The sequence below is a fragment of the Streptomyces sp. NPDC104309 genome (assembly GCF_055584025.1).
The window spans coordinates 1-18,977 of record NZ_JBVJMV010000010.1 but is presented as its reverse complement, the minus strand read 5'-3'; the positions used below and the strand labels follow the sequence as shown (position 1 = coordinate 18,977).

Genomic DNA, 18,977 nt, shown 5'->3' with positions numbered 1-18,977 from the left:
TACGGCTGTTGGTGATCGTGGGCTCGGAGTGCGGGAACTCGACTCCGGAGAGGCACTGTTGGGACGGGTCCGCCGACCCGGCGGTGGTCGCGAACGCGTCGTCGACCTGGACCCTGCCCTACGAGCTGCGCTGCTCGCCCTGGTCGAGCCGGACGTTCGCGAGGACCCCATGTCGCCGCTGCGCTGGACCACCAGATCCACTCGCAAGCTCGCCGAGGAGCTGACCGGCCAGGGCCACAGAATCTCCGCGGATACGGTGGGCGACCTCCTGCGCAAGGAGGGCTTCAGCCTGCAGAGCAACGCCAAGATCCTTGAGGGCAAGCAGCACCCCGACCGGGACGCACAGTTTCACTACCTCAACGAACGAGCTCGGGACCACCAGAACGGCGGGGCTCCGGTGATCAGTGTGGACACGAAGAAGAAGGAACTGGTCGGCCCTTTCAAGAGCAACTGCCGCGAGTGGGTGCGGGCGTCTTGCCGGGATGGGCCGGGGCCCGCCCGGACGACTCGGTCAGTCAGCCCGTCCTGCGCCGGTCGACCGGCGACGGACTGTTGGTGCCTCCATGCGCTCGGCGGGCCGCTGGCCGCGATGGCCGGCGCGCATGCCAGTGCGGCCGGCTGCGGCCTGGTATCGGAGGTTCAGGCGTCCTGGCCGATCCAGACGGTCTTGGCGTTCAGCGGTGGGAGACCCCGACGGGTGACGAGGAGGACGACTGGGCGGGACCTTGGCCCGGAGATGCCCCGGAACTGCTGGTCAGAGCTGGGATACCAGTGGGGAATATCGGGCGAAGGGTGCATCTCGGCATACTGCTCAGCCTTGCGTCACGAAGGAGGCCTGACAGGCATCTTGCCTGGTCAGGCGCCCTTTTTCTGCGTCTAGAAGAAGCCCCACTCGTCGTCCGGGTAGCGGGCCAGATGCGGGTCGAGCGTGCCAGTGATCACCGGGTGAGTCGGCCGAGGATGAGGCGGAACTGCTTCTTCTCGTATGCGATCCGGTCCGCCGGGTCGTCGGAGAACATGTAGCCGCCCCGCGGGCGCCAGATGATGGGGGTCGCGTGTTCGGCAGCCCCGCCGTCCTGCAGGTGCCGGATTCCTCGTTCGACCTGGGATGTCGTCAGGCGGGCGGCGGTGATGAGCTGTCTTGTCCGAAGGCCGGCGGGGCGGGCCTCCATCAGGGCGAAGCGGACCAGGTCGCCGTAGTGCTCCGCAAGAGGCCGGGCCTCCGGGTGCTGCGGTATGGCCTACTCGCCCTTGAGAAGCTTGGTCAGCTGCTCGTCCAGGGTGAACTCGCCGTTGTCGGTCGCCGCTTCGAGCCAGTCGGCCGCCCGCACCTTGGAGATCCCGCGGCGGACGGTCTCGCGCTCGTCGTCGGTGAACTCCTGGCCCCGCATACGTGGCACCAGCCGGCCCAGGGTGGCCGCGAACTGGTGGCTGGAGCCGACCAGGTCGAGGTACTCGACGGTGTGCTCGATCTTGCGGACGGCCGGGGTACGTTCGCGGATCGTGCCGCGGGCCTGGGCGGAGTTGTTGAACTGGGCCCGGCTGACCAGGAAACGGGCGGTGTCGTCCCGCATCGTCTCCCGCGCGACCGTCGGCCGGTGCGGCAGGTCGGTGGTGACCTGTTTGGCGACCTCGTCGTCCCGGGTGAGCTCGTGGCGCCTTTGTGTGCCCATGACCAAGGAGCACAGTCCCGGTGCGGTGGCCGTCAAGGGAGCGAAAAGAGCCAGGAAGGAGTTGCTGGGTAGCGGAGAACTTGGCTGTACGCCGACAATGCGGTCACCCTTCACCGTCCGGGGGCCACCGGGCTCCCAGATCGAACAGAGAGGACCGACCATCATCATGCGCAAGCCTCTCCTCGCCACCCTCACCGCCGTTGCCCTCGGTGTCGCCGCCTTGACAGGCGCAACGGGCACCGCAGCCGCAGCACCCAACCGCGTGAGCGGGGCGACCCCCACTGCTGCGACAGCCGCCGTGCACCCTGACAGTACGCCCGCCCCGGTGACGGCCTCCTCCTTCGCCGGCACCGTGGCGCTCAGCAACTGCTCAGGCTCCCTGATTCGCATGCCGAACTCGCAGGCGACGGACCCAGGACTGGTCATGACGAACGGCCATTGTCTCGAAACCGGCTTCCCGAGCGCAGGTCAGGTCATCACCAACCAGTCCTCCACCCGCAGCTTCACGCTGCTCAACGCCTCGGCCGGCACCGCAGGAACGCTCAAGGCGAACAAAGTCGTCTACGCGACGATGACCGACACGGACGTCACGCTGTACCAACTGACCAAGACCTACGCCCAGATACAGCAGTCCACGGGAATCGCGCCGCTGACGCTGTCCGGGACCCACCCGGTGCAAGGGCACCCGATCGACGTGGTCTCCGGCTACTGGAAGCGGGTCTACTCCTGCTCCGTCGACGGATTCGCGTACCGGCTGAAGGAGGGCCAGTGGACGTGGAAGGACGCCGTCCGCTACACCCCGGAATGCCAGGTCATCGGGGGCACCTCGGGTTCCCCGGTCATCGACACCAGGACCGGGCAGGTAACGGCGATCAACAACACCACCAACGAGAGCGGGGAAAGCTGCACCCTTGACAATCCCTGCGAGGTAGATGAGCAGGGAGCCGTCACCATCCGCCAGGGAACCGGATACGCCCAGGAGACCTACGGCATCCCCGCCTGCTTCACGACGGGCAACAAGCTCAACCTGTCGGCCACAGGCTGCACGCTCGCGAAGCCGATAGCGGCAGCGGCACGCTGAGTTGACACCTGAGGGTTCAAGCAGCGCTCGTCCACGGCCAGTCGGGTCACCGCGTCGTGTGCAGCCGGCACACCGCCGGACGGCGGCTGTTCCGGCTCAGTAGTGTCCCGCCAGATCCTGCAGTGGACGTGACCCATGCTGCAGCCTCTGGTACCTCGGATCTCTGCCGATTTCTCCTTCCGAACACAACGTGGGGCTGGTGGGGCACAGCGAGGACTCGGTGGTGTGCCCCACCAGCGTCAGTAGCCTGTCACGGCTTGGGAGCTGTGCAGTCCACGGTTGCCTTGGACGCATCGGAGTGCGTGAACCGGGGGAGTCCGCCCAGTACTGGTCCTTGTCCGGCGTCCGGTACTCGGTCGAGAAGCTCGAGCTGAACGCTCCACCCATCGAGGTCTACGAGGATGCCGCCTGCGGGAGCGCAGACGTCGAAGACCTGATCGCCGCCATGCTGGACGACCGGACAAGCGCCCGGACCGCTTCTGCGTCGCCGACACCACGCACCGCCTCCAGCCGTCGGGCGCGACGACTACCGTCCCTGGCAGCACGAAGATCCCTGCCAGGCCGTCACGAGGGCACCGCGGACCGACCTGCGTTGTCAGTGGCCCTCATTAGTCTCCCTTCGTATCGCAGTTCAGGGGCATTGTGGCCCTTGGTTCGGGCTGCGCTGAGATCTGATGGACAGGCGGAGGGGCACGGCTGATGGCGTGGCTGACAGCGGGTGAGGGGTACGAGATCACCCTCGAGGACGGGCGTGTGGTCGCACGGCGCGCCGGGGGGCGGCAGTTGAAGGCGCTGCCGAAAATGGTGCGCGACAGCCCCGAGGTCGACCGGCTGAGGCAGCTGGCCGAGTGGCTGGACCGGCACGCGGCTTCGTGCGTGGCTCAGGTGGATGCCTGGATGGTGTCGTCGCTTCCGGTTCCGACCGAGCTGATCGCGCGGGTGTGGCCGGACGAGGCGTGGCAGGCGGCGCTGCGTGATATGGCCGTCGTGGGTGACGATCCGGACGAGGTCGGCTTCCTGCGGGACGTCTCCGGCGACGGGGAGCTCAAGGTGGTCGACCTCGACGGTGAGACCGTGCGGCTGTCGCCGCGCATGGTGACGCTTCCCCACCCCGTGCTCCTGCCGGACCTGGACGACGTACGGGACTTCGCGGCCGACCTCGGCATCACCCAGAAGGTGGAGCAGATCCACCGGGCGACCTGGGCCAGGCCGGACAGGTCGGATGCCGGGCGTCCGGAGACGGCGACGGAGATACGGGACTACGCGGGCGGGAAGTTCGCATCGCGGTTCGGTCTCGCGGCGCGCGCCACGGGCCTCGGCTACCGGGTGTCCGGTGGCTACGCCACGTGCAAGGTGCGTGATGGGGGCCGCAGCACGGAGGCGTCGGTGTGGATCGGCGAGCCGTACTGGGACGGGGAGTCGGAGACCGGCGGGCTGAGCTGGCACGACGAGGACGGCCGCGCGGTGCGGCTGACCGAGGTCGGGCCGGTGGCCTGGTCCGAGGGGATGCGCATGGCCGCTGCGCTGTACGCCGGCCGCACGATCGAAGAGGGCGGGAACGCGTGACCAGGACGGTTGGGAACGACAACAAGGAGCTGCTCGCGGCAGGCGCGGTCCTCCCGGCCGACGCACGGGGGGCGGGCCCTTCAGCGATCGAGCTGACCGCGCGGGCCTATCGCCACGCGGTGCTCGGCGAGGATCGGGTCGTCGTGCGGCTGGCTGCGGCCGAACTGGGCCCCGCCGAGGACCTCGCGGCCGGCTTCCTCGGCCTCGAGCCGCAGGGCGAGCCGGCCGTGGTGGGTCTCGGTCGGCGCCAGGCACTCGGCTTTCCCGAGTGGGTGCTGGTGCACCACCCCCAGGACGGGCACCACGCCCTGGCGGTCGTGCCGGAGCTGGACCGGCTGGCCCGGCAGGCCAGGACCAAGCCCAAGGCCGCCCTGGACGCTTGCCACGAGCTGGCCGGGCGGCTCGCCTCCGCCGTCCCGCACTTCCTGCCCGTCTTCTACGAGCAGGCCGCGCGGGTCTTCCTCGGCGTCGAGAACAGCACGTACGCCGGTCAGCTGTTCGGCCGCGCCCGTACGAGCGAGGCGCAACACGGGCTGACGGTCGACGAGGACCGGCTCGACGCCGTGTTCCTGGAGTTCGCCCTGGCCGGCGCGCTGCCGGTGAAGGTCCTGACCGGTTACGGCAAGGACCTGTCGGCCCGGCTCGCGCCCGCCGAGGCGTACGAGCGGTTCCGGCGGCTGTGTGTGCGCCGGACCGCCGGCGGCCTCGCGCCGTCCGCCCAGGCCGCGGTGGAGCTGAGGCGGCTCGCCCGCGCTGCGGCCATGTCCGGCAACGAGGCGGAGCAGGACTACCTCGCCGAGCTCCTTCCGCTGCCGGCCACCTTGCGAGCCGCCGCTGGTTGGTGGAAGTCGCACCGCGGCGCGCTGGTTGCGCTGGCCCGGCGCGTTCCGTCCGTGCGGGGCACGCTGCTGTCGATGACCCCGCCCGGGGACAGCGGGGAGATGACCGAGCTGTGGCTGGGAATCCTGGCGGAGTCGGGGGCCGACGCCGGTCTCGCGGACGCCGACCTGCCACAGGAGGAGCAGTGCTCCGACGGCGCGGCGGGCTGGCTGGAGCGTTTCCAGAGTGCCCGGCATCGCGGTTGGGGGCCGCGCCCGACGCCGCCCGCCCTGCTGGAGCTGGTCGAGCGGGGGGCCGGCCGGCTGCGTGCCGATCTGGCGGCGCGGCCCGAGGGCGAGCGGTTGCTGAGGATCGGTGTCGAGGACGTGAACCTGCTGGACCTCCTGCTCTCGCTGGAGATCGCGGTCGCCGACCCCGAGGAGAAGTCCGCCAACCACCAGCGTGGCAACGCCCTGAACCTGTCGGACTGGGCGCGCGGCGAGGAGCCGCGGGACCTGGTCGGACTGGCAGCCGACCCGCGCTTCCGGCCCGCCTTCGGGCGCGGGGCGAACAGCTACAACAGCGCGTCCTCCGGTGCGGACGTGATGCGGCGGCTGGCCGCCTCGCCCGGCGGCCGCCCGATGCTCACCGAGTGGATGCGCGAGGTGGCCGCCTCGTCGGTGGCGGCCGGGCTGCCCGGACTGCCGAAGGCGATCGAGCGGCTTTCGTGGCTGCCCTCCGAGGCTCTCGTGCTCGCGCCGCAGGAGGTCGCGGCCGCGGCCGGTGCCGATCTCGGCGAGGCCGTGGCGCGCACGCTTCGGGGCGGTCTGTGGGAGGAACTGCGCTGGCCGGCATGGGAGGAGGCGCTGACGGAGCTGGCGCCGGGGCGCCACACCATCGAGGGTCTGACGGTCGTCGAGGCCTGGCCGTATCTGATCGTGGCCAACGCGACGCAGGTGCGCGTCATCGACGCCGACTCCACCGTTCTCGTGCACGATCTGCGGGTGCCCACCACCTCCGTGTGGCGGACGGGCTTCCACTACGTGGACGGTGCGCTGCTGGTGTTCTGGAGCACGTACGGTCGCGGCGAGCCGCAGGGCTACTGGCACACCACGCCCGACACGGTGTTCGCTCTCGCCGGCGCCGATTCCTGGGCCATGCGTTCGGACCACCTCAGCCTGCAGCTGCCCGGCGGCGGCCGCACCACCGGCGGCGGGGTCCTCCACAGCGGCGACACGAAGCTGCCCGCAGAGCGCGCGCTGCTGTCCGACGGCACGTCGTACTGGGTGTGGCAGGACAGGGACGGGAAGGACAAGGGCGGCTGGCTCGAGTACGACCCCGTGGGCGGCGCGTACGGCCGGCGCTCGCAGCCCGGTTTCCTCGCCGACGCGCTGCTGCGGCACGCTCCCGGGGCCGAGTTGGCGGCCGGCTCGTGCTGGCTGAGGCCCGCCCCGGCGGTGGCGGGTTCGGCCCAGGGGACGTCCGCGGACGGGCTCCTCGGCTGGCGTGTCGTGCGGCTGCCCGACGGCGGCCACCTCGGCGAGGACACCACCGGACGGGTCGTCACCCTTCCGAAGGGCGCCGACAGGCCGGTCGCCGCGCTGACGTTTCCCGGCGACGACCGGCCGCGGGCACTGACCCAGCAGTGGCGCGAGCTGTCGCTCAGCGACCCGGAGGGCATGGTCACGACGTCGGCCCAGTGCGACCACCGCAACGAGCTGTACGGGACCGCGGCTCAGGCCCTGCCGCCGCTGCCGTACCTGTACATGCTGCGCGCGCGTGATCCGCAGGGGTCGGCGGCGCTGCGGGGCGCCGACTCGGAGTCGGCCGGCGTCCTGCTGAAGGCGGCCTTGCTCGCGGAGCGGGTGGCGGACCTGCCCGAGCTGGTGAGCGCCGCGCTGCCACAGGTCTCGGCACCCGAGCTGATCGCCGGCGTGGTGAAGGTGCTGCGCTTCGCGGTGCGGCAGCAGAAGGCGCTGGACGCCGTGGCCGCACGGCTCGACCCCGCCGCCGAGCCCACGGAGGTCCGGGGCCAGGGACCGAGCGACCACGTGCTTGCCAAGGCGCTGCACGGCATCGTCGATACCGACTACTACCGCTACGGCGCGGACACCGACGTGACCCACCGTTACCTGGAGTCTCTGGCCTCCGAGCGCGCGGACACCGCCGCCACCGCGCTGCCGGGCCGGCTGCACTTCGATCTGCCGTCACTGCCCTACTCGGGACTGCCGTTCGTCTCGCTCCTGGACGAGCCGGCCGCGATCGCCTACCGCGCCGTCGCGCCCGGCAGCGACCCGGCACACCGGGCAGCCCTGCTCGAAGTCCTCGGCCGGGTGGACGCGCTGGGGCTGGCCTCGACGGCGGCCTCGGCCGGTCACTGGCGCCGGGTCCTGGTCCGCCTGGCGACGCCCCACCTGGACACGCCGGACGGCCAGCGGCGCAACGTCGCGCACCGCAGCGTGCTGCCCCTGGGCGGCGGTACTGTGCTCGGCATCACCGAGCACAACTCCGGCGTCGACGACGGGTGGGAGTTCGGCGCGCTGCTCCACGACCCGAGCGGCCGTTTCGAGGTGCCCGGCCCCTACACCGTGAGCGGTGAAGCGCCGGTGGGCGACCGGGTGCGTGGCGCCGACTGGCTGATCGGCTTCCTCGGGGAGGCGCGGTCCCATGAGGCGGTGCCCTTCTTGCCGGAGGCCGCCGACGAGTTCAGCCGCCTCACCGGTGTGTCCCGGGCGCTGGCGCGGATCGTTCTCGCGGGCATGCCCGACGTGGACAGCTGGGAGAACAACTTCCTGCCGGCCGAGCTGCGCAAGGCGCTCGGTCTGAAGGTGGCCGAGGCGGGACACGCCCGCGACGAACTGCGCGCGCTCCCGGTCGAGGTACGCCGGGCGCTGCTCGCGGCGCTCCTGCCCGACGACCCGGCACGGCTGTGGAGCGAGGGCCCGGACGTGGCGTCGGCAGCCGCTGTGTGGAACGAAAAGGTGGGACGGCGCCGGCAGGTGCCCGACTGGCTGGCGGTGGAGGCCGCGCGCGCCGTGAGCAGCGGCTGGCCCGTGCACCGGGCGCTCCCGGCGCTGCTGGAACCGGCGTCGTCGCCGGAGCTCGGCGTCGACGTGCCATGGCGCATCGAGGGCGACCACCCGGCGACGGCGTCCCCCGCCGATGAGCCGTTCACCTCGGCGGTGCTGGCCGGCTCGATGAGCCTGACGGCCTGGCTGGCCCACCGGCTGCCCGCCGGCGATCCGGTACGGGCGGCGCTGCCGAGTGCGCTGACCGCCGTGAGGCAGCGGCTTGCGGCACCCGAACTGCTGCTCTCCGCCGGGCACTACACAAGCCTCGCGGACTTCCGGAAGGTGGCCGGCGCCCCGACGGAGACGGCACCGGACCACGAGCGGTACGGCGCGGTGCTCATGGCCACGCAGGACGGCCAGCCCCAGCCGGCCGTACGGCCCGCCCTGCTGGACTCCACCGGCTCCGACCCGTACCTGGCGGCACTGCGCGGCGCCGATCAGCAGCCGACCGGGGTCGAGATGGCCCTGCGGTGGGCACACGACCCGGCGTTCGCACGGCTGCTGGCTGACCCGGGCGTGCCCGCGGCCGGCGCGGCGGACGACGAGGGCCTGTGGTGGCCGCAGGATCCGTCCCGTTCGGTGCCCGAGCGGGTGGCCGAGGTCGTCGAGGCACGCGGTCTGACCGCCGACGCGGCGACGCTGTACCTGATGCTGCTGGCCATGCCCGACCCGACGGACCGCAACACCGCGCGATGGACGGGATGGAAGCCGGCCCGTCTCAAGGCGGCGCGGGCCGAACTGGCCGAGACCGACCTGGTGGTGTCGGCCGTACGGACCCGGGCGGGACGCTCGCTGTTCTTGCCGGGCGCCTGGGCGGAGCAGTCGGCGCCCGTCCTGCCCGTCGAGCAGTGGAAGCTGCCGATGTACGGGGTGGCCACGGGCGGCCGACCGGTGCTGGGTGCCCTGGTGCCGACCGAACCGGCCGCGGAGCTGTTCGCCCGGGCCTGGCAGCGGATCCTCGACGGCGACCTCCCGCGCTTCGAGGAGCTGAAGGTGCGGCGTACGAGGCGTCGCCACTGAGGCACCGTCACTGTGACGCCGCCGAACGGCACCTGAGCCGCCGCTGACCGGCCCCCCCGACCCGTACGCACACCTGTCGAACCATGACGAAGGAAACCCGCATGACCGTCACCGAACAGACCGCACCCGTCCGGCAGGGCCAGCCGGCCGAGGAGCGCCACGCCGCCGAACTCGCCTTCCTCGCCGCCCAGGACCCCGGCCCACGGCCGCCCGGCTGGGCGCTCACCCCTCGTGCGGTGGTCACGTTCGTCTGCGGCAGCGACGGCGTGGAGCTGGCCCTGCCCCGGCGTGGCGCCGGTCTGCCGTCGAAGCTGGTGATCGCCCCGAAGTTCGTCGGCGAGCGCGCGCTGGTCGAACGCTGTGTGGTCACCCTCGCCGGAGAGCGTGGGCTGCTGCTCACCGGTGAGCCCGGTACGGCCAAGTCGATGCTGTCGGAGCTGCTCGCGGCCGCTGTCAGCGGGACCAGCGCCCTGACGGTGCAGGGCACGGCGGGCACCACCGAGGACGCGTTCCGCTACGGCTGGAACTACGCCCTGCTGCTCGCCCAGGGCCCGACCCCGCAGGCCCTGGTGGACTCCCCGGTCCTCGCCGCCATGCGGGCCGGACGGGTGGTGCGGGTCGAGGAGATCACCCGCTGTCTGCCTGAGGTTCAGGACGCCCTCGTCTCCATCCTGTCGGACCGGCGGATCAGCGTACCCGAGCTGACCGCCACCGAGGACGCGGTCGTCCGCGCCGCCCCCGGCTTCACCGTCATGGCCACCGCCAACCTGCGTGACCGGGGCGTCTCCGAGATGTCGGCCGCGCTGAAGCGCCGTTTCAACTTCGAGACCGTCGACCCGATCGCCGACGCCGACGCCGAGGCGGTCCTGATACGCAGCCAGGCTGTCGCCGCCGTGCAGCGGGCGGGTGCGGCCTTCGCCGTCGATGACGCCGTCCTCGACGCCCTCGTCACCGTCTTCCGCGATCTGCGCTCCGGCCGTTCCACCGAGGGCTGGGACGTGGAGCGGCCGGGCACGGTCATGTCCACCGCCGAGGCCGTCCAGGTGGCGGCGTCACTGGGGCTCGCGGCCGCCTATCTGCCTGGCGGGGACGTGCTCGACCTGCTGCCGGGACATCTGCTCGGCGTGGTCCGCAAGGACGACCCCGCCGACCACGCACGGCTGCTGGGCTACTGGGACGGTCCGGTGCGCCGCCGCGCCGAGAACGGCTCGGCGATGTGGCGCCGGCTCTGGGACCTGCGCGGGAGCCTGCGTTGACGACTGTCGATCCACGAACGGCCGTGGACGCACTGGCCGCATCGCGTGCGCCGTACCTGCTGGGAGTGCGCCACCACAGTCCGGCGCTGGCCGCGGTGGTACCCGCCCTGCTGGAAGAGGCGCGGGCCGAGGTGGTCTGCGTCGAGCTGCCGACCGACTTCCAGCCCTGGCTGGAACATCTGGCGGACCCCGAAACCGTCGCCCCGGTCGCGCTGGCCGGGGCGGGCGAGGGGGGACGGCTCTCGTTCTACCCGTTCGCGGACTTCTCACCGGAGCTCGCCGCGGTCCGCTGGGCCAGAAGCCGCGGGGCGGAGGTCGTGTGCTGCGACCTTCCCCTCGGCGACCCGCGCTGGTCGGCGGGGGCGCTCGGGCCGGTGCGCGAGCCGGACGGGAGCGAGGCCGTACGTCCGGAGGCCGATGCGCCCTTGGGTGCCGCGAGTGCGCTCGATGCCGGTCCCGACGCCGGTCCTGACCCTGCTCCCGGCGGCGGGACGGCGCGGGTGCGGCGCTCGTACACCGAGGCGCTCGCCGCCGCCGGGACCGGCCGGGACGGCGACGACCTGTGGGACCGCGCGGTGGAGGTGCTGGCTCCGGGGTGCGCCCCGGACGCGGTGCGCCGAGCTGCACTGGGCGTGGGCTGGGCCCTGCGCGCCGACGCCGTCGTACCCGCCGCCGACCTGGCGCGGGAGGAACGGATGCGGCGGGTGATTGCCTCTGCCTCGGCGGACGGGCGCCGGGTGGCAGCCGTGATCGGCGCCTTCCACGCACCCGCGCTTCTCACGTCCACGGAGGCGGATGCCGGAGCGGAGGCCGGGGTCGGGACGACGGGCGTCTCCGGTGCCACGGGGCGGGCGGTCGTCCCGGCCGAGGCCGGGCCGCGCGGCGCGGGGCCCCGCACGTGGGGGTCCGGTACGGAAGCGGCAGGGGGTTGGGCGCCCGGCGGGGCTGGGGAAGACGGCGCCGCGGCGACCGAGGGTTCGGCGGTGACCTCCCTCGTGTCGTACTCGTTCGACCTGCTCGACTCCCGGTCCGGCTACCCGGCCGGAATCCGCGACCCGTTGTGGCAGCAGGCGGTGCTCACCGCGGCCGGCGATCCGGAACGGATCCGGGAGGCGGCTGCCGACGCGGTGACCGGCGTGTGTCGCGAGATGCGCCGCGGCGGTCACACCGCGGGGACTGGCGAGGCCGCCGAGACGCTGCGCCTGGCCTGCGACCTGGCCGCCCTGCGCGGACTGCCCGCGCCCGGGCGCGGCGAACTCCTGGAGGCCGTCACCACTGTCCTCGGTCAGGGCGAACCCCTCGGCCGGGGCCGGGCCCTGGCCCGCGCGCTGGAGGCCGTGTTCGTCGGCACCGCACGCGGCCGGATCAGCCCGCACGCGCCACGGTCCGGTCTCGGCCCCTCGGTCGAGGCCGAGCTCGCGGAACTGCGGCTGCCCCGACCGGACGACCCCGACCGCCGCGACCTGCGCCTCGACCCGCTCCGTTCGCCACTGGACGGCCGCCGCGAGGTGCTGCTCCAGCGGCTGTTGGTGATCGGCGCCTCGTACGGCGAACCCGTGGACGTGGCGAGCATGCGCGACGGCACCGCGCTCGGCACCAGGTGGCGTATGACGTGGACGCCGTCCGTGCCCGCGCGCCTCGACCTCGCGGGCGTGCGCGGGGTGACCGCGGCCCAGGCCGCCGCCGGCACGCTCGCCGCGACCGCGCGCCATGAGGCCGCCGAGGGCGGCCCCACCCCGGCCCAGATCCTCACCGGGCTGACCGCCGCCGCGCGCTGCTGCCTGCCCGAATTGGTCGACGCGCGCCTGTGCGAGGCCTCCGCCGTGCTGCCCGACAGCGCCGACCTGCCCGAGCTCCTCCAGGCCCTGGACCTGTTGGAGGGGTTGCGGCGTGGCCACTACCCCGGCACGATGCAGGACGCCCGAACGACGGCCGGCGCGCTCACGGAGAAACTCCTCGAGGCCGCGGTCCGGTCCCTGCCCGGCCTCGCCGGGAGCGACAGCGGCGCCGACGCCGGAGCGCTGGTGGCGCTGGCGGACCGGACGGCCGCCCGCCATCTGGGTCTGCGACTGGACCGGGCGCTCGCCGAGCTGGTTGCCGAGGGCTCCCCGCTCATCCAAGGCGCGGCCCTGGCCGTACGCGTGCTGCTCGACCTGGACGACGCGGCCGGGCTGGGCGAGCGTACGGCCGGCTGGATCGACGGGGCCACGGCTCCGGACACGCGCCGGGCGCTGGCGAAGCGTCTTGCCGGGCTGCTCACGGCCGCCGGGCCCCTGCTCCAAGCGTCGCCGGACGCGCTTGCCGCGCTCATGGACCGGATTGACGCGCTGGCCGACCAGGACTTCCTCGACCGGCTCCCGGCCCTGCGCGGCGGCTTCGACACGCTGGCCCCGGCCGCGCGCGACGGGCTACTCACCACCGTGACGGAGCGGCTCGGCGACCGGCTCGACCTGTCACTCGACGCCCCGCCCGAGCTGCTCGCCCTGTGGGCGGCCGCCGACGCGGCCGGATCGGCAGCGCTGAAGGCCATGGGGCTGCCGGGCACAGACGCCGACGCGGGAACCGACCCGGGCCCGGACCCGGCCGACAAACCCCACCCCGCACCCCCACCCGTAGCGAACAGGGCCGCCACGGACGACGCGGACCGACGGCTCGGCCGTGCCGACCGCTGGCGGCTGCTGCTCGGTCGCCACAAGGAACGGCTCACCGGCGACGCGCGCCGCTACGCCCACGCCCTGGACGAGCTCTACGGCCGCGGGCGCGGCGAAGGCGCCCAGGATCTGGACGGCGGCGCACCAGGTCAAGGCGGCGGTCAGGCCCCGTCCTTCCCCACCGCGCGGGAGTGGGCACAGGAGCTGGAGGCCCTCTTCGGCACCGACGTACGCGAGGAGGTCCTCGCGGAGGCCGCCGACGCGGGTCGCACCGATGTGCTCGCGCAGCTCGATCCGGCGTCGGTACGCCCGTCCGTGGAGCTGCTCGGTTCGGTGCTGTCCCTGGCCGGAGGCATGCCCGAGGCTCAACTCGCCCGACTGCGTCCGCTGGTGAAGCGGCTCGTCGACGAGCTGTCCCGGGAGCTGGCCACCCGCCTGCGCCCGGCGCTCACCGGTTTGGCCACCCCGCGCCCGACCCGACGGCCCGGCGGGCGCCTCGACCTCGCTCGTACCCTGCGGGCCAATCTCGCCCACACCCGGCGGACGGAGGACGGCCGGCTCGTCGTCGTACCGGAGCGCCCGCTGTTCAGTACGCGGGCGAGCAAGGAGGCGGACTGGCGCCTGGTCCTCGTCGTCGATGTCTCCGGCTCGATGGAGGCGTCGGTGATCTGGTCGGCGCTGACGGCCGCGGTCCTCGGCGGGGTTCCGACCCTGTCCACGTACTTTCTGGCCTTCTCCACGCAGGTGATCGACCTGACCGACCGGGTCGAGGATCCGCTGTCACTGCTGCTGGAGGTCCGAGTCGGCGGCGGTACACACATAGCGGCCGGTCTCGCGCACGCGCGTTCGCTGATCACCGTGCCGAGCCGCACGCTCGTCGTCGTGGTCAGCGACTTCGAGGAGGGCGCACCGCTCGGCGGGCTGCTGGGTGAGGTGCGTGCCCTGGCGTCCTCCGGTGCCCACCTGTTGGGCTGCGCGGCGCTCGACGACACCGGCACGCCGCGCTACTCGGTGGCCGTGGCGCGCCAACTCGTCGCGGCCGGTATGCCGGTGGCCGCCCTCAGCCCGCTCGAACTCGCCCGCTGGGTGGGCGACCGCCTCCGTGGAGAACACCGTTGAGCACCGCACTCCTGCCTCCCGTCGCCCCTGACGTCCTCGCCGACGCCGTCGAGCAGCTCAGCGCACGGCTGCGCAAGAAACTCGACGCGGCGATCTCGGGCTGCGCCGACCAGGCCTCCGCCACGGCCGACGGGGCGGTTGAGGTCCACTTCGGCGAGGACACCACGGTCATGCTGCGCCCGGGCCCGTCCGGCACGGTCACGAACGCGGAACAGGCCGTGTGCACCTGCCTGTTGGCCCCGCGCTGCCTGCACCGGGCCGCGGTCCTGGGCGCGGCACCCGTCGCCGATGGGGAGGGCGACGCGGGCGGGGGTCACGACTCGGGTACGGGTAAGGCCGCAGGCTCGGGCACAGCCTTCGACACGGGCGCGGGGCCCGAGGAGGCCGCACCCACCGCCTCCGCCGCCGACGTTGCGGCCACGGCGGTCGTGCCGGCCGCCCTCACCGCGGCGCAGGTCCTTGCCGCCACGGCGCTGTGGGAAGCCGCCGCCGAGGCCCTGTCCGCCGGCGTCACGGCGGGTGGCGCCGTGGTGCAGGCCGAGCTGCTCAGAGCCGCCCACACTGCGCGGCTGGCCGGGCTGCCGCGGGCCGAGGCGGCCGCGCTGCGAGTCGTACGGAGCCTGAGGGCCGCGCGGGAGCGGAGCGAGGGACAATGCCTCGCCGACCTCACCGGAGCCTTCCGTGAGCTGCTGGCCGGTACCGCCCTGCTCGCCTCCGGGTCGGCCGACACGGAGGTGGCGGGTTCCGCGCGCCGGCTCTACGAACAGGGCGGCAGCCTGCGGGTGTACGGCCTGTGCCGGGAACCGGTGCTGTCCGCGACGGGGTACGGCGGAGTGACCACGCACCTGGTCGGTTCGGACGGCGCCGGTTACACCGTGTCCGACGTGCGCCCCGGTGGCCTCGCCCGCGTGAAGGGCGCGGGGTCCGCGTCCGTGGCGCTCGGCGGTGCCGTCCTCGACCACGCCGGGCTGGCGCGCGGGGGGCTGCGGATCGTCGGCGCCACCGTCTCCGCGGACGGGCGGCTCGGGGCAGGGCGGGGGGTCAGCGCTACGCCACTGCGCGGGGTGGACTGGTCCGAGGAACCCGCCGCCGCCCTCTTCACTCGAACGGTGCAGGAGGCGATGGCCGCCGTGCTCGCCGACGGCGCGCCCGAGCCGGGCGGGCCCGGCAGTAGGGCGCCGGGTCTGCTGGGCTGCGACGTCGAGGTGATCGGTGCGGCCGGCGACTCTGTCGTCGTCCGCGTCGCCGGTGAGGGACGGCTGCTGCGGCTCCGTCCGGCACACCCCCACCCGGAGTTGCCGCACGCCGCCAACCTGCGCCGGATCGCCGAACACCCGGGGCTCGCCCTGCGTGTGCTCGGCCGTCCCGACCTGGACCGGGCGGCGACGCTCCGGTCGCTGGCGGTCGGGCCGGTTCCGGGAGCGTCCGCCACGCTGCGGCTGCCGGACGCGTGGAAGGGCCGTGCCGACCTGGGCTACGACCGGCTCCAGGGCGAGCACTTCCCCCGCGAGGCGGCGGGCCCCGCGGCCTGCGGACCGGTCGCCGCGGGCCCCGACCCGCTGGCGGAGGCACCGCTGTGGCGTGTCCGGCGCCTGCTGGAGACGGGCGTCGCGGGCGGTCGCCGTGCCGTGGCTGAGGCCGGCCGCGGGACGGACGCGGCCTCGCTCTTCGCCCGCCTGACCCGGGCGGAACTCGGCAAAGCGGCCCACCTCGCACAGGCCTTGACCACGGAGGCGGGCCGCCGCCCCCGCGACGCCTTCGGCCGCCTGACCGACCCCTCGGCCGATGCCTACGCGAGGGCCTGGCTCGCCTCGGCCGTGCACCTGGCGGCCGCGGAACGCTCGCTGGTGGCCGCGTCCTGGTTGTGACCTACGGCTGAGTCCACCGGGCCGACCGGGCCGGCCGGGTGGGCTCAGGCAGTCCCGGGCGACGCGGGAGGAATCATCAAGGAAACCGAGTTCGACCCGATCTGCCGACAATTTGGCCGTATCGCCAAGGACGCCGGCCTGTCCCAGCAACACCTCCAAGCCGCTCCGGACGATCTGGACACCGCCGAAGCCCGCACGGTGACGGCCTGGTCCATGTCGGACCGGGACGTCACCGTGCGACCCACGGGCTACGGCAACCTCACTGAGCGATCAGGGCCCCTTGGACCAGCCGAAGATCCCGAGGGCCATGTCGGGCCGGCAGTGGGCGCACGGTGGTACCGACTGGCAGCGAGAGAGCCGGCGCGAGGCCCGCCATGTACGCCACGGAATAGTGGTTCAGGACTGGCCACCCCGGACGGGCGACCTTTCCATGCCGGTTCCCAGTCGCCAGGTCGACCGGCCGTGACGGACGGGACGGTCAGGGGGCGGCGTCTCAACGAGGCGGTGCGGCACGTCGGCGGGCCCGTGCTGCCGTGAGGCTCCGCTGTACGACATTGGCTTGTAGTGATCAAGATGTCCCTGCATGGCGGAGCCCGGCGCCGGCGGGTACCGGGTTTCTCGGGGTGCGGCCGGGCGGTCCGGCAGGAGCAGCCCGTCGACGATCAGGTTCGCGAGGGCCTCGGCCATCCGGTTCCCGTCCTCGACGGTGCCGGGGACGGCCGGTCCGAGGCGGTTGTGCATGTGCTTATGGGTGAGGGCCAGGGCGGGGCCGTTGATGGCGACGAAGACCAGATTTCCATCGTGGGGAACGTGCTCGCGTTGCCGCGTCGGGACATGCGGGGCCGGCCATATACGGAGCGGCGTGCGGCCATGCTTGACGTTCTCGCCGGACTGGGTGGCCGCCCGGCGCCATGCAACGGTCGGAGTATGAGCTGTTTGTTGCCGCGGCGTGAACCGTGCTCGCCGCGGATGGACGAGCCCGAACTCCTGGTCACCGGTGCCAAGCCGGCGTAGGCGGCGAGGTGTCTGGCCGTGGGAAAGCTGCTGCCGTCACCGACGTCGATGAGGATGCGGGCTCCGGTCCTGACCCCTATGCCCGGCATGGAAGTCAGGACCCGGGAAAGAGGGTGAGCCTCCAGCAGTTCTTCAATTTTGGTGGCGAGGACTCTGCGCTGGTCCAGAACGGCGCAGCAGCGAGCCGGCGAGGCTCGGGACTATCAGAGCGGCGGCGTCGGTACCGGGCACGACGACGGTCTGCTCGTCGAGAGCGGCGAAGACGTCATCGACGAGGCGCTCGGTCGCACGGGGCGCCTTGGGCCGAATGAGGGCAACCAGACGCCGCCCGATGATACAGCAGGGGACCACTGCCCGTCAGCCCCTACGACATCACGCTTTCAAACTCCTTACGTTGTTGGTGGGTTGATTCCGGTCACTCGTAGGATCGGGAGACCCAGGGGTACCGGGTGTGGCTGTCAAGCTCATGCCGCAGGAGTGGCTTCTACTGATTGGCCGCCCAGTGCCCCGCGACGACTCGGCCACTGATTGGGATGCGCGCGGCAAGATCGCTTGGTAAAGACACGCTGGCGAGGTCGTCTGCTGGGGTTCGCACTGGAACGACTTCGGAGGCCGTGCCCGAACTGTGGGCCGGAACGGACGCGGGCAAGGCCGAGCACCATTGCACGGTGATCGACGCCGACGGCCAGCGGAGGCTGTCGCTGCGGGTGGCCAACGACGAGACCGCATTGCTCAAACTGATCACCGATGTCCTCGCGCTGAGCGAGGGCGAGCCGGTGATCTGGGCGATCGACCTCAACGCCGGCGGGGCAGCCCTGATGATCGCGCTGCTGACCGACAACGGCCAACAGGTTCTCTACATCCCTGGCCGCACCGTTCATCACGCCTCCGGTTCCTACCGGGGCGACGGGAAGACCGACGCGAAGGACGCCTTCGTCATCGCGGACCAGGCCCCCATGCGTCGCGACCTCCAGGTGATGCACCGCGGCGACGACATCGCCGTGGACCTGCGGATCCTCACCTCGCGCCGGCTCGATCTGGCGGCCGACCGCACGAGGGCGATCAACTGGATGCGGGCCCAGATGCTGGAGTACTTCCCAGCCCTGGAACGCGCCTTTGACTACAGCACCTCGAAGCCGTCCCTGGTGCTGCTGACCGGCTACCGGACCCCGGCTGCCCTGCGCAGGATCGGTAGGAACCGCCTCACGGTCTGGCTGAAGAACCGTAAGAAGCTGTTGTCGTACCGAGGGGTTCGGTTGTGGGTCGAACTTGGGTTCCCGGTTGGGTGATCGGCTTGTGGCCGGGGAATGAAAGCAGGGCCTCCCGCACAGCTCATGGGTGTTGAAGTCCATTCGGGCGTCGGGAGGCCCTGTGCCTCAGTTTTCCGTGCCGGTGTCTGTGGAGTCCAGCCCGGATAACCCGTCGTGTGACTGTCGCGCCCATGTGTACGGGAACGCGGCTGACCATGGTGAGCGGGCGCGTCACTACCCCTCGGACATGACGGACCAGGAGTGGGCCGAGGTCCGTGCCGCGATGCCGGTGCCCGGCTGGCTGGAGGGCCGCGGCGGGCAGCCGGAAAGCTACTGCCACCGGCAGATGGTCGACGTGGTCCGGTTCCTCGTCGACAACGGAATCAAGTGGCGGGGTGCGACACGAGGTCGCACTGATCAAGTGGCATACAAGAGAGAGGAGTTGATGAAGCCCAGGCCAGTGTCCATGGCCTGTCCCCTGCGTCCACATGCGCCGCCGGTAACGGCGGGGTGTGAAGCTGGACGATCACGCTCAAGAGCGTCCCGGCCATCGGGAGGCAACAAGCAAAGGGGAAGACTGGACGGGTGA

Annotated in this window: 10 protein-coding genes and 3 pseudogenes; 9 read left to right on the top strand and 4 right to left on the bottom strand. The window is 72.5% G+C overall.

The genetic code is table 11. From position 1 onward, the window contains the following. Positions 1 to 25 precede the first annotated feature (25 nt). Positions 26 to 463: pseudogene (locus tag ACZ68L_RS16595) on the top strand (ISAzo13-like element transposase-related protein); the annotation flags it as partial. 475 nt (positions 464 to 938) lie between these two features. Here ACZ68L_RS16595 and ACZ68L_RS16590 read toward each other — a convergent pair. Both ACZ68L_RS16590 and ACZ68L_RS16585 read right to left on the bottom strand, forming a co-directional pair. Continuing rightward, the gene (locus ACZ68L_RS16590) at positions 939 to 1,172 is read right to left on the bottom strand and encodes a hypothetical protein (RefSeq protein ID WP_469577530.1); all 234 of its coding nucleotides are present in this window, start codon (positions 1,170 to 1,172) and stop codon (positions 939 to 941) included. Positions 1,173 to 1,241: 69 nt separating this feature from the next. Continuing rightward, positions 1,242 to 1,673 carry a DUF6192 family protein gene (locus ACZ68L_RS16585; protein WP_469577529.1) on the bottom strand — a complete coding sequence of 144 codons (432 nt, stop codon included), beginning with the start codon at positions 1,671 to 1,673 and terminating at the stop codon, positions 1,242 to 1,244. 166 nt (positions 1,674 to 1,839) lie between these two features. On the opposite strand from ACZ68L_RS16585, the gene ACZ68L_RS16580 reads away from it, so the two are divergent. From ACZ68L_RS16580 to ACZ68L_RS16555, 6 genes are all read left to right on the top strand, one after another. Beyond that, positions 1,840 to 2,754, top strand: a complete 915-nt coding sequence (locus ACZ68L_RS16580) for a S1 family peptidase (RefSeq protein WP_469577528.1) — start codon at positions 1,840 to 1,842, stop codon at positions 2,752 to 2,754. Between the two features lie 699 nt (positions 2,755 to 3,453). After that, complete coding sequence (locus ACZ68L_RS16575; RefSeq protein ID WP_469577527.1) at positions 3,454 to 4,320, top strand: DUF4132 domain-containing protein; 867 nt, start codon at positions 3,454 to 3,456, stop codon at positions 4,318 to 4,320. After that, a complete protein-coding gene (locus ACZ68L_RS16570; RefSeq protein WP_469577526.1) occupies positions 4,317 to 9,230 on the top strand; it encodes a DNA-binding protein in 4,914 nt (1,637 codons plus the stop codon). The genes ACZ68L_RS16575 and ACZ68L_RS16570 overlap by 4 nt, the downstream gene beginning before the upstream one ends. Before the next feature lie 101 nt (positions 9,231 to 9,331). Continuing rightward, positions 9,332 to 10,486 (top strand): ATP-binding protein, encoded by a 1,155-nt coding sequence (locus ACZ68L_RS16565; RefSeq protein WP_469577524.1) that lies wholly within the window; start codon positions 9,332 to 9,334, stop codon positions 10,484 to 10,486. Further along, positions 10,483 to 14,256: a vWA domain-containing protein gene (locus tag ACZ68L_RS16560; protein ID WP_469577523.1), complete on the top strand. Its 3,774-nt coding sequence runs from the start codon at positions 10,483 to 10,485 to the stop codon at positions 14,254 to 14,256. Before ACZ68L_RS16565 ends, ACZ68L_RS16560 begins: the two co-directional genes overlap by 4 nt. Next, the gene (locus ACZ68L_RS16555; protein ID WP_469577522.1) at positions 14,253 to 16,124 is read left to right on the top strand and encodes a hypothetical protein; all 1,872 of its coding nucleotides are present in this window, start codon (positions 14,253 to 14,255) and stop codon (positions 16,122 to 16,124) included. The genes ACZ68L_RS16560 and ACZ68L_RS16555 overlap by 4 nt, the downstream gene beginning before the upstream one ends. A 396-nt stretch (positions 16,125 to 16,520) precedes the next feature. Here the strand turns inward: ACZ68L_RS16555 and ACZ68L_RS16550 are convergent, their stop codons facing one another. Together ACZ68L_RS16550 and ACZ68L_RS16545 are read right to left on the bottom strand one after the other, a co-directional pair. After that, complete coding sequence (locus ACZ68L_RS16550; RefSeq protein ID WP_469577727.1) at positions 16,521 to 16,865, bottom strand: hypothetical protein; 345 nt, start codon at positions 16,863 to 16,865, stop codon at positions 16,521 to 16,523. A gap of 188 nt (positions 16,866 to 17,053) precedes the next feature. Then, a pseudogene (locus ACZ68L_RS16545) lies at positions 17,054 to 17,465 on the bottom strand (transposase); the annotation flags it as partial. A gap of 287 nt (positions 17,466 to 17,752) precedes the next feature. Here ACZ68L_RS16545 and ACZ68L_RS16540 point away from each other — a divergent pair. Together ACZ68L_RS16540 and ACZ68L_RS16535 are read left to right on the top strand one after the other, a co-directional pair. Beyond that, a pseudogene (locus ACZ68L_RS16540) lies at positions 17,753 to 18,367 on the top strand (IS110 family transposase); the annotation flags it as partial. 268 nt (positions 18,368 to 18,635) lie between these two features. Then, entirely contained in the window at positions 18,636 to 18,977 is a 342-nt protein-coding gene (locus ACZ68L_RS16535) for a transposase (protein WP_469577521.1), read from the top strand.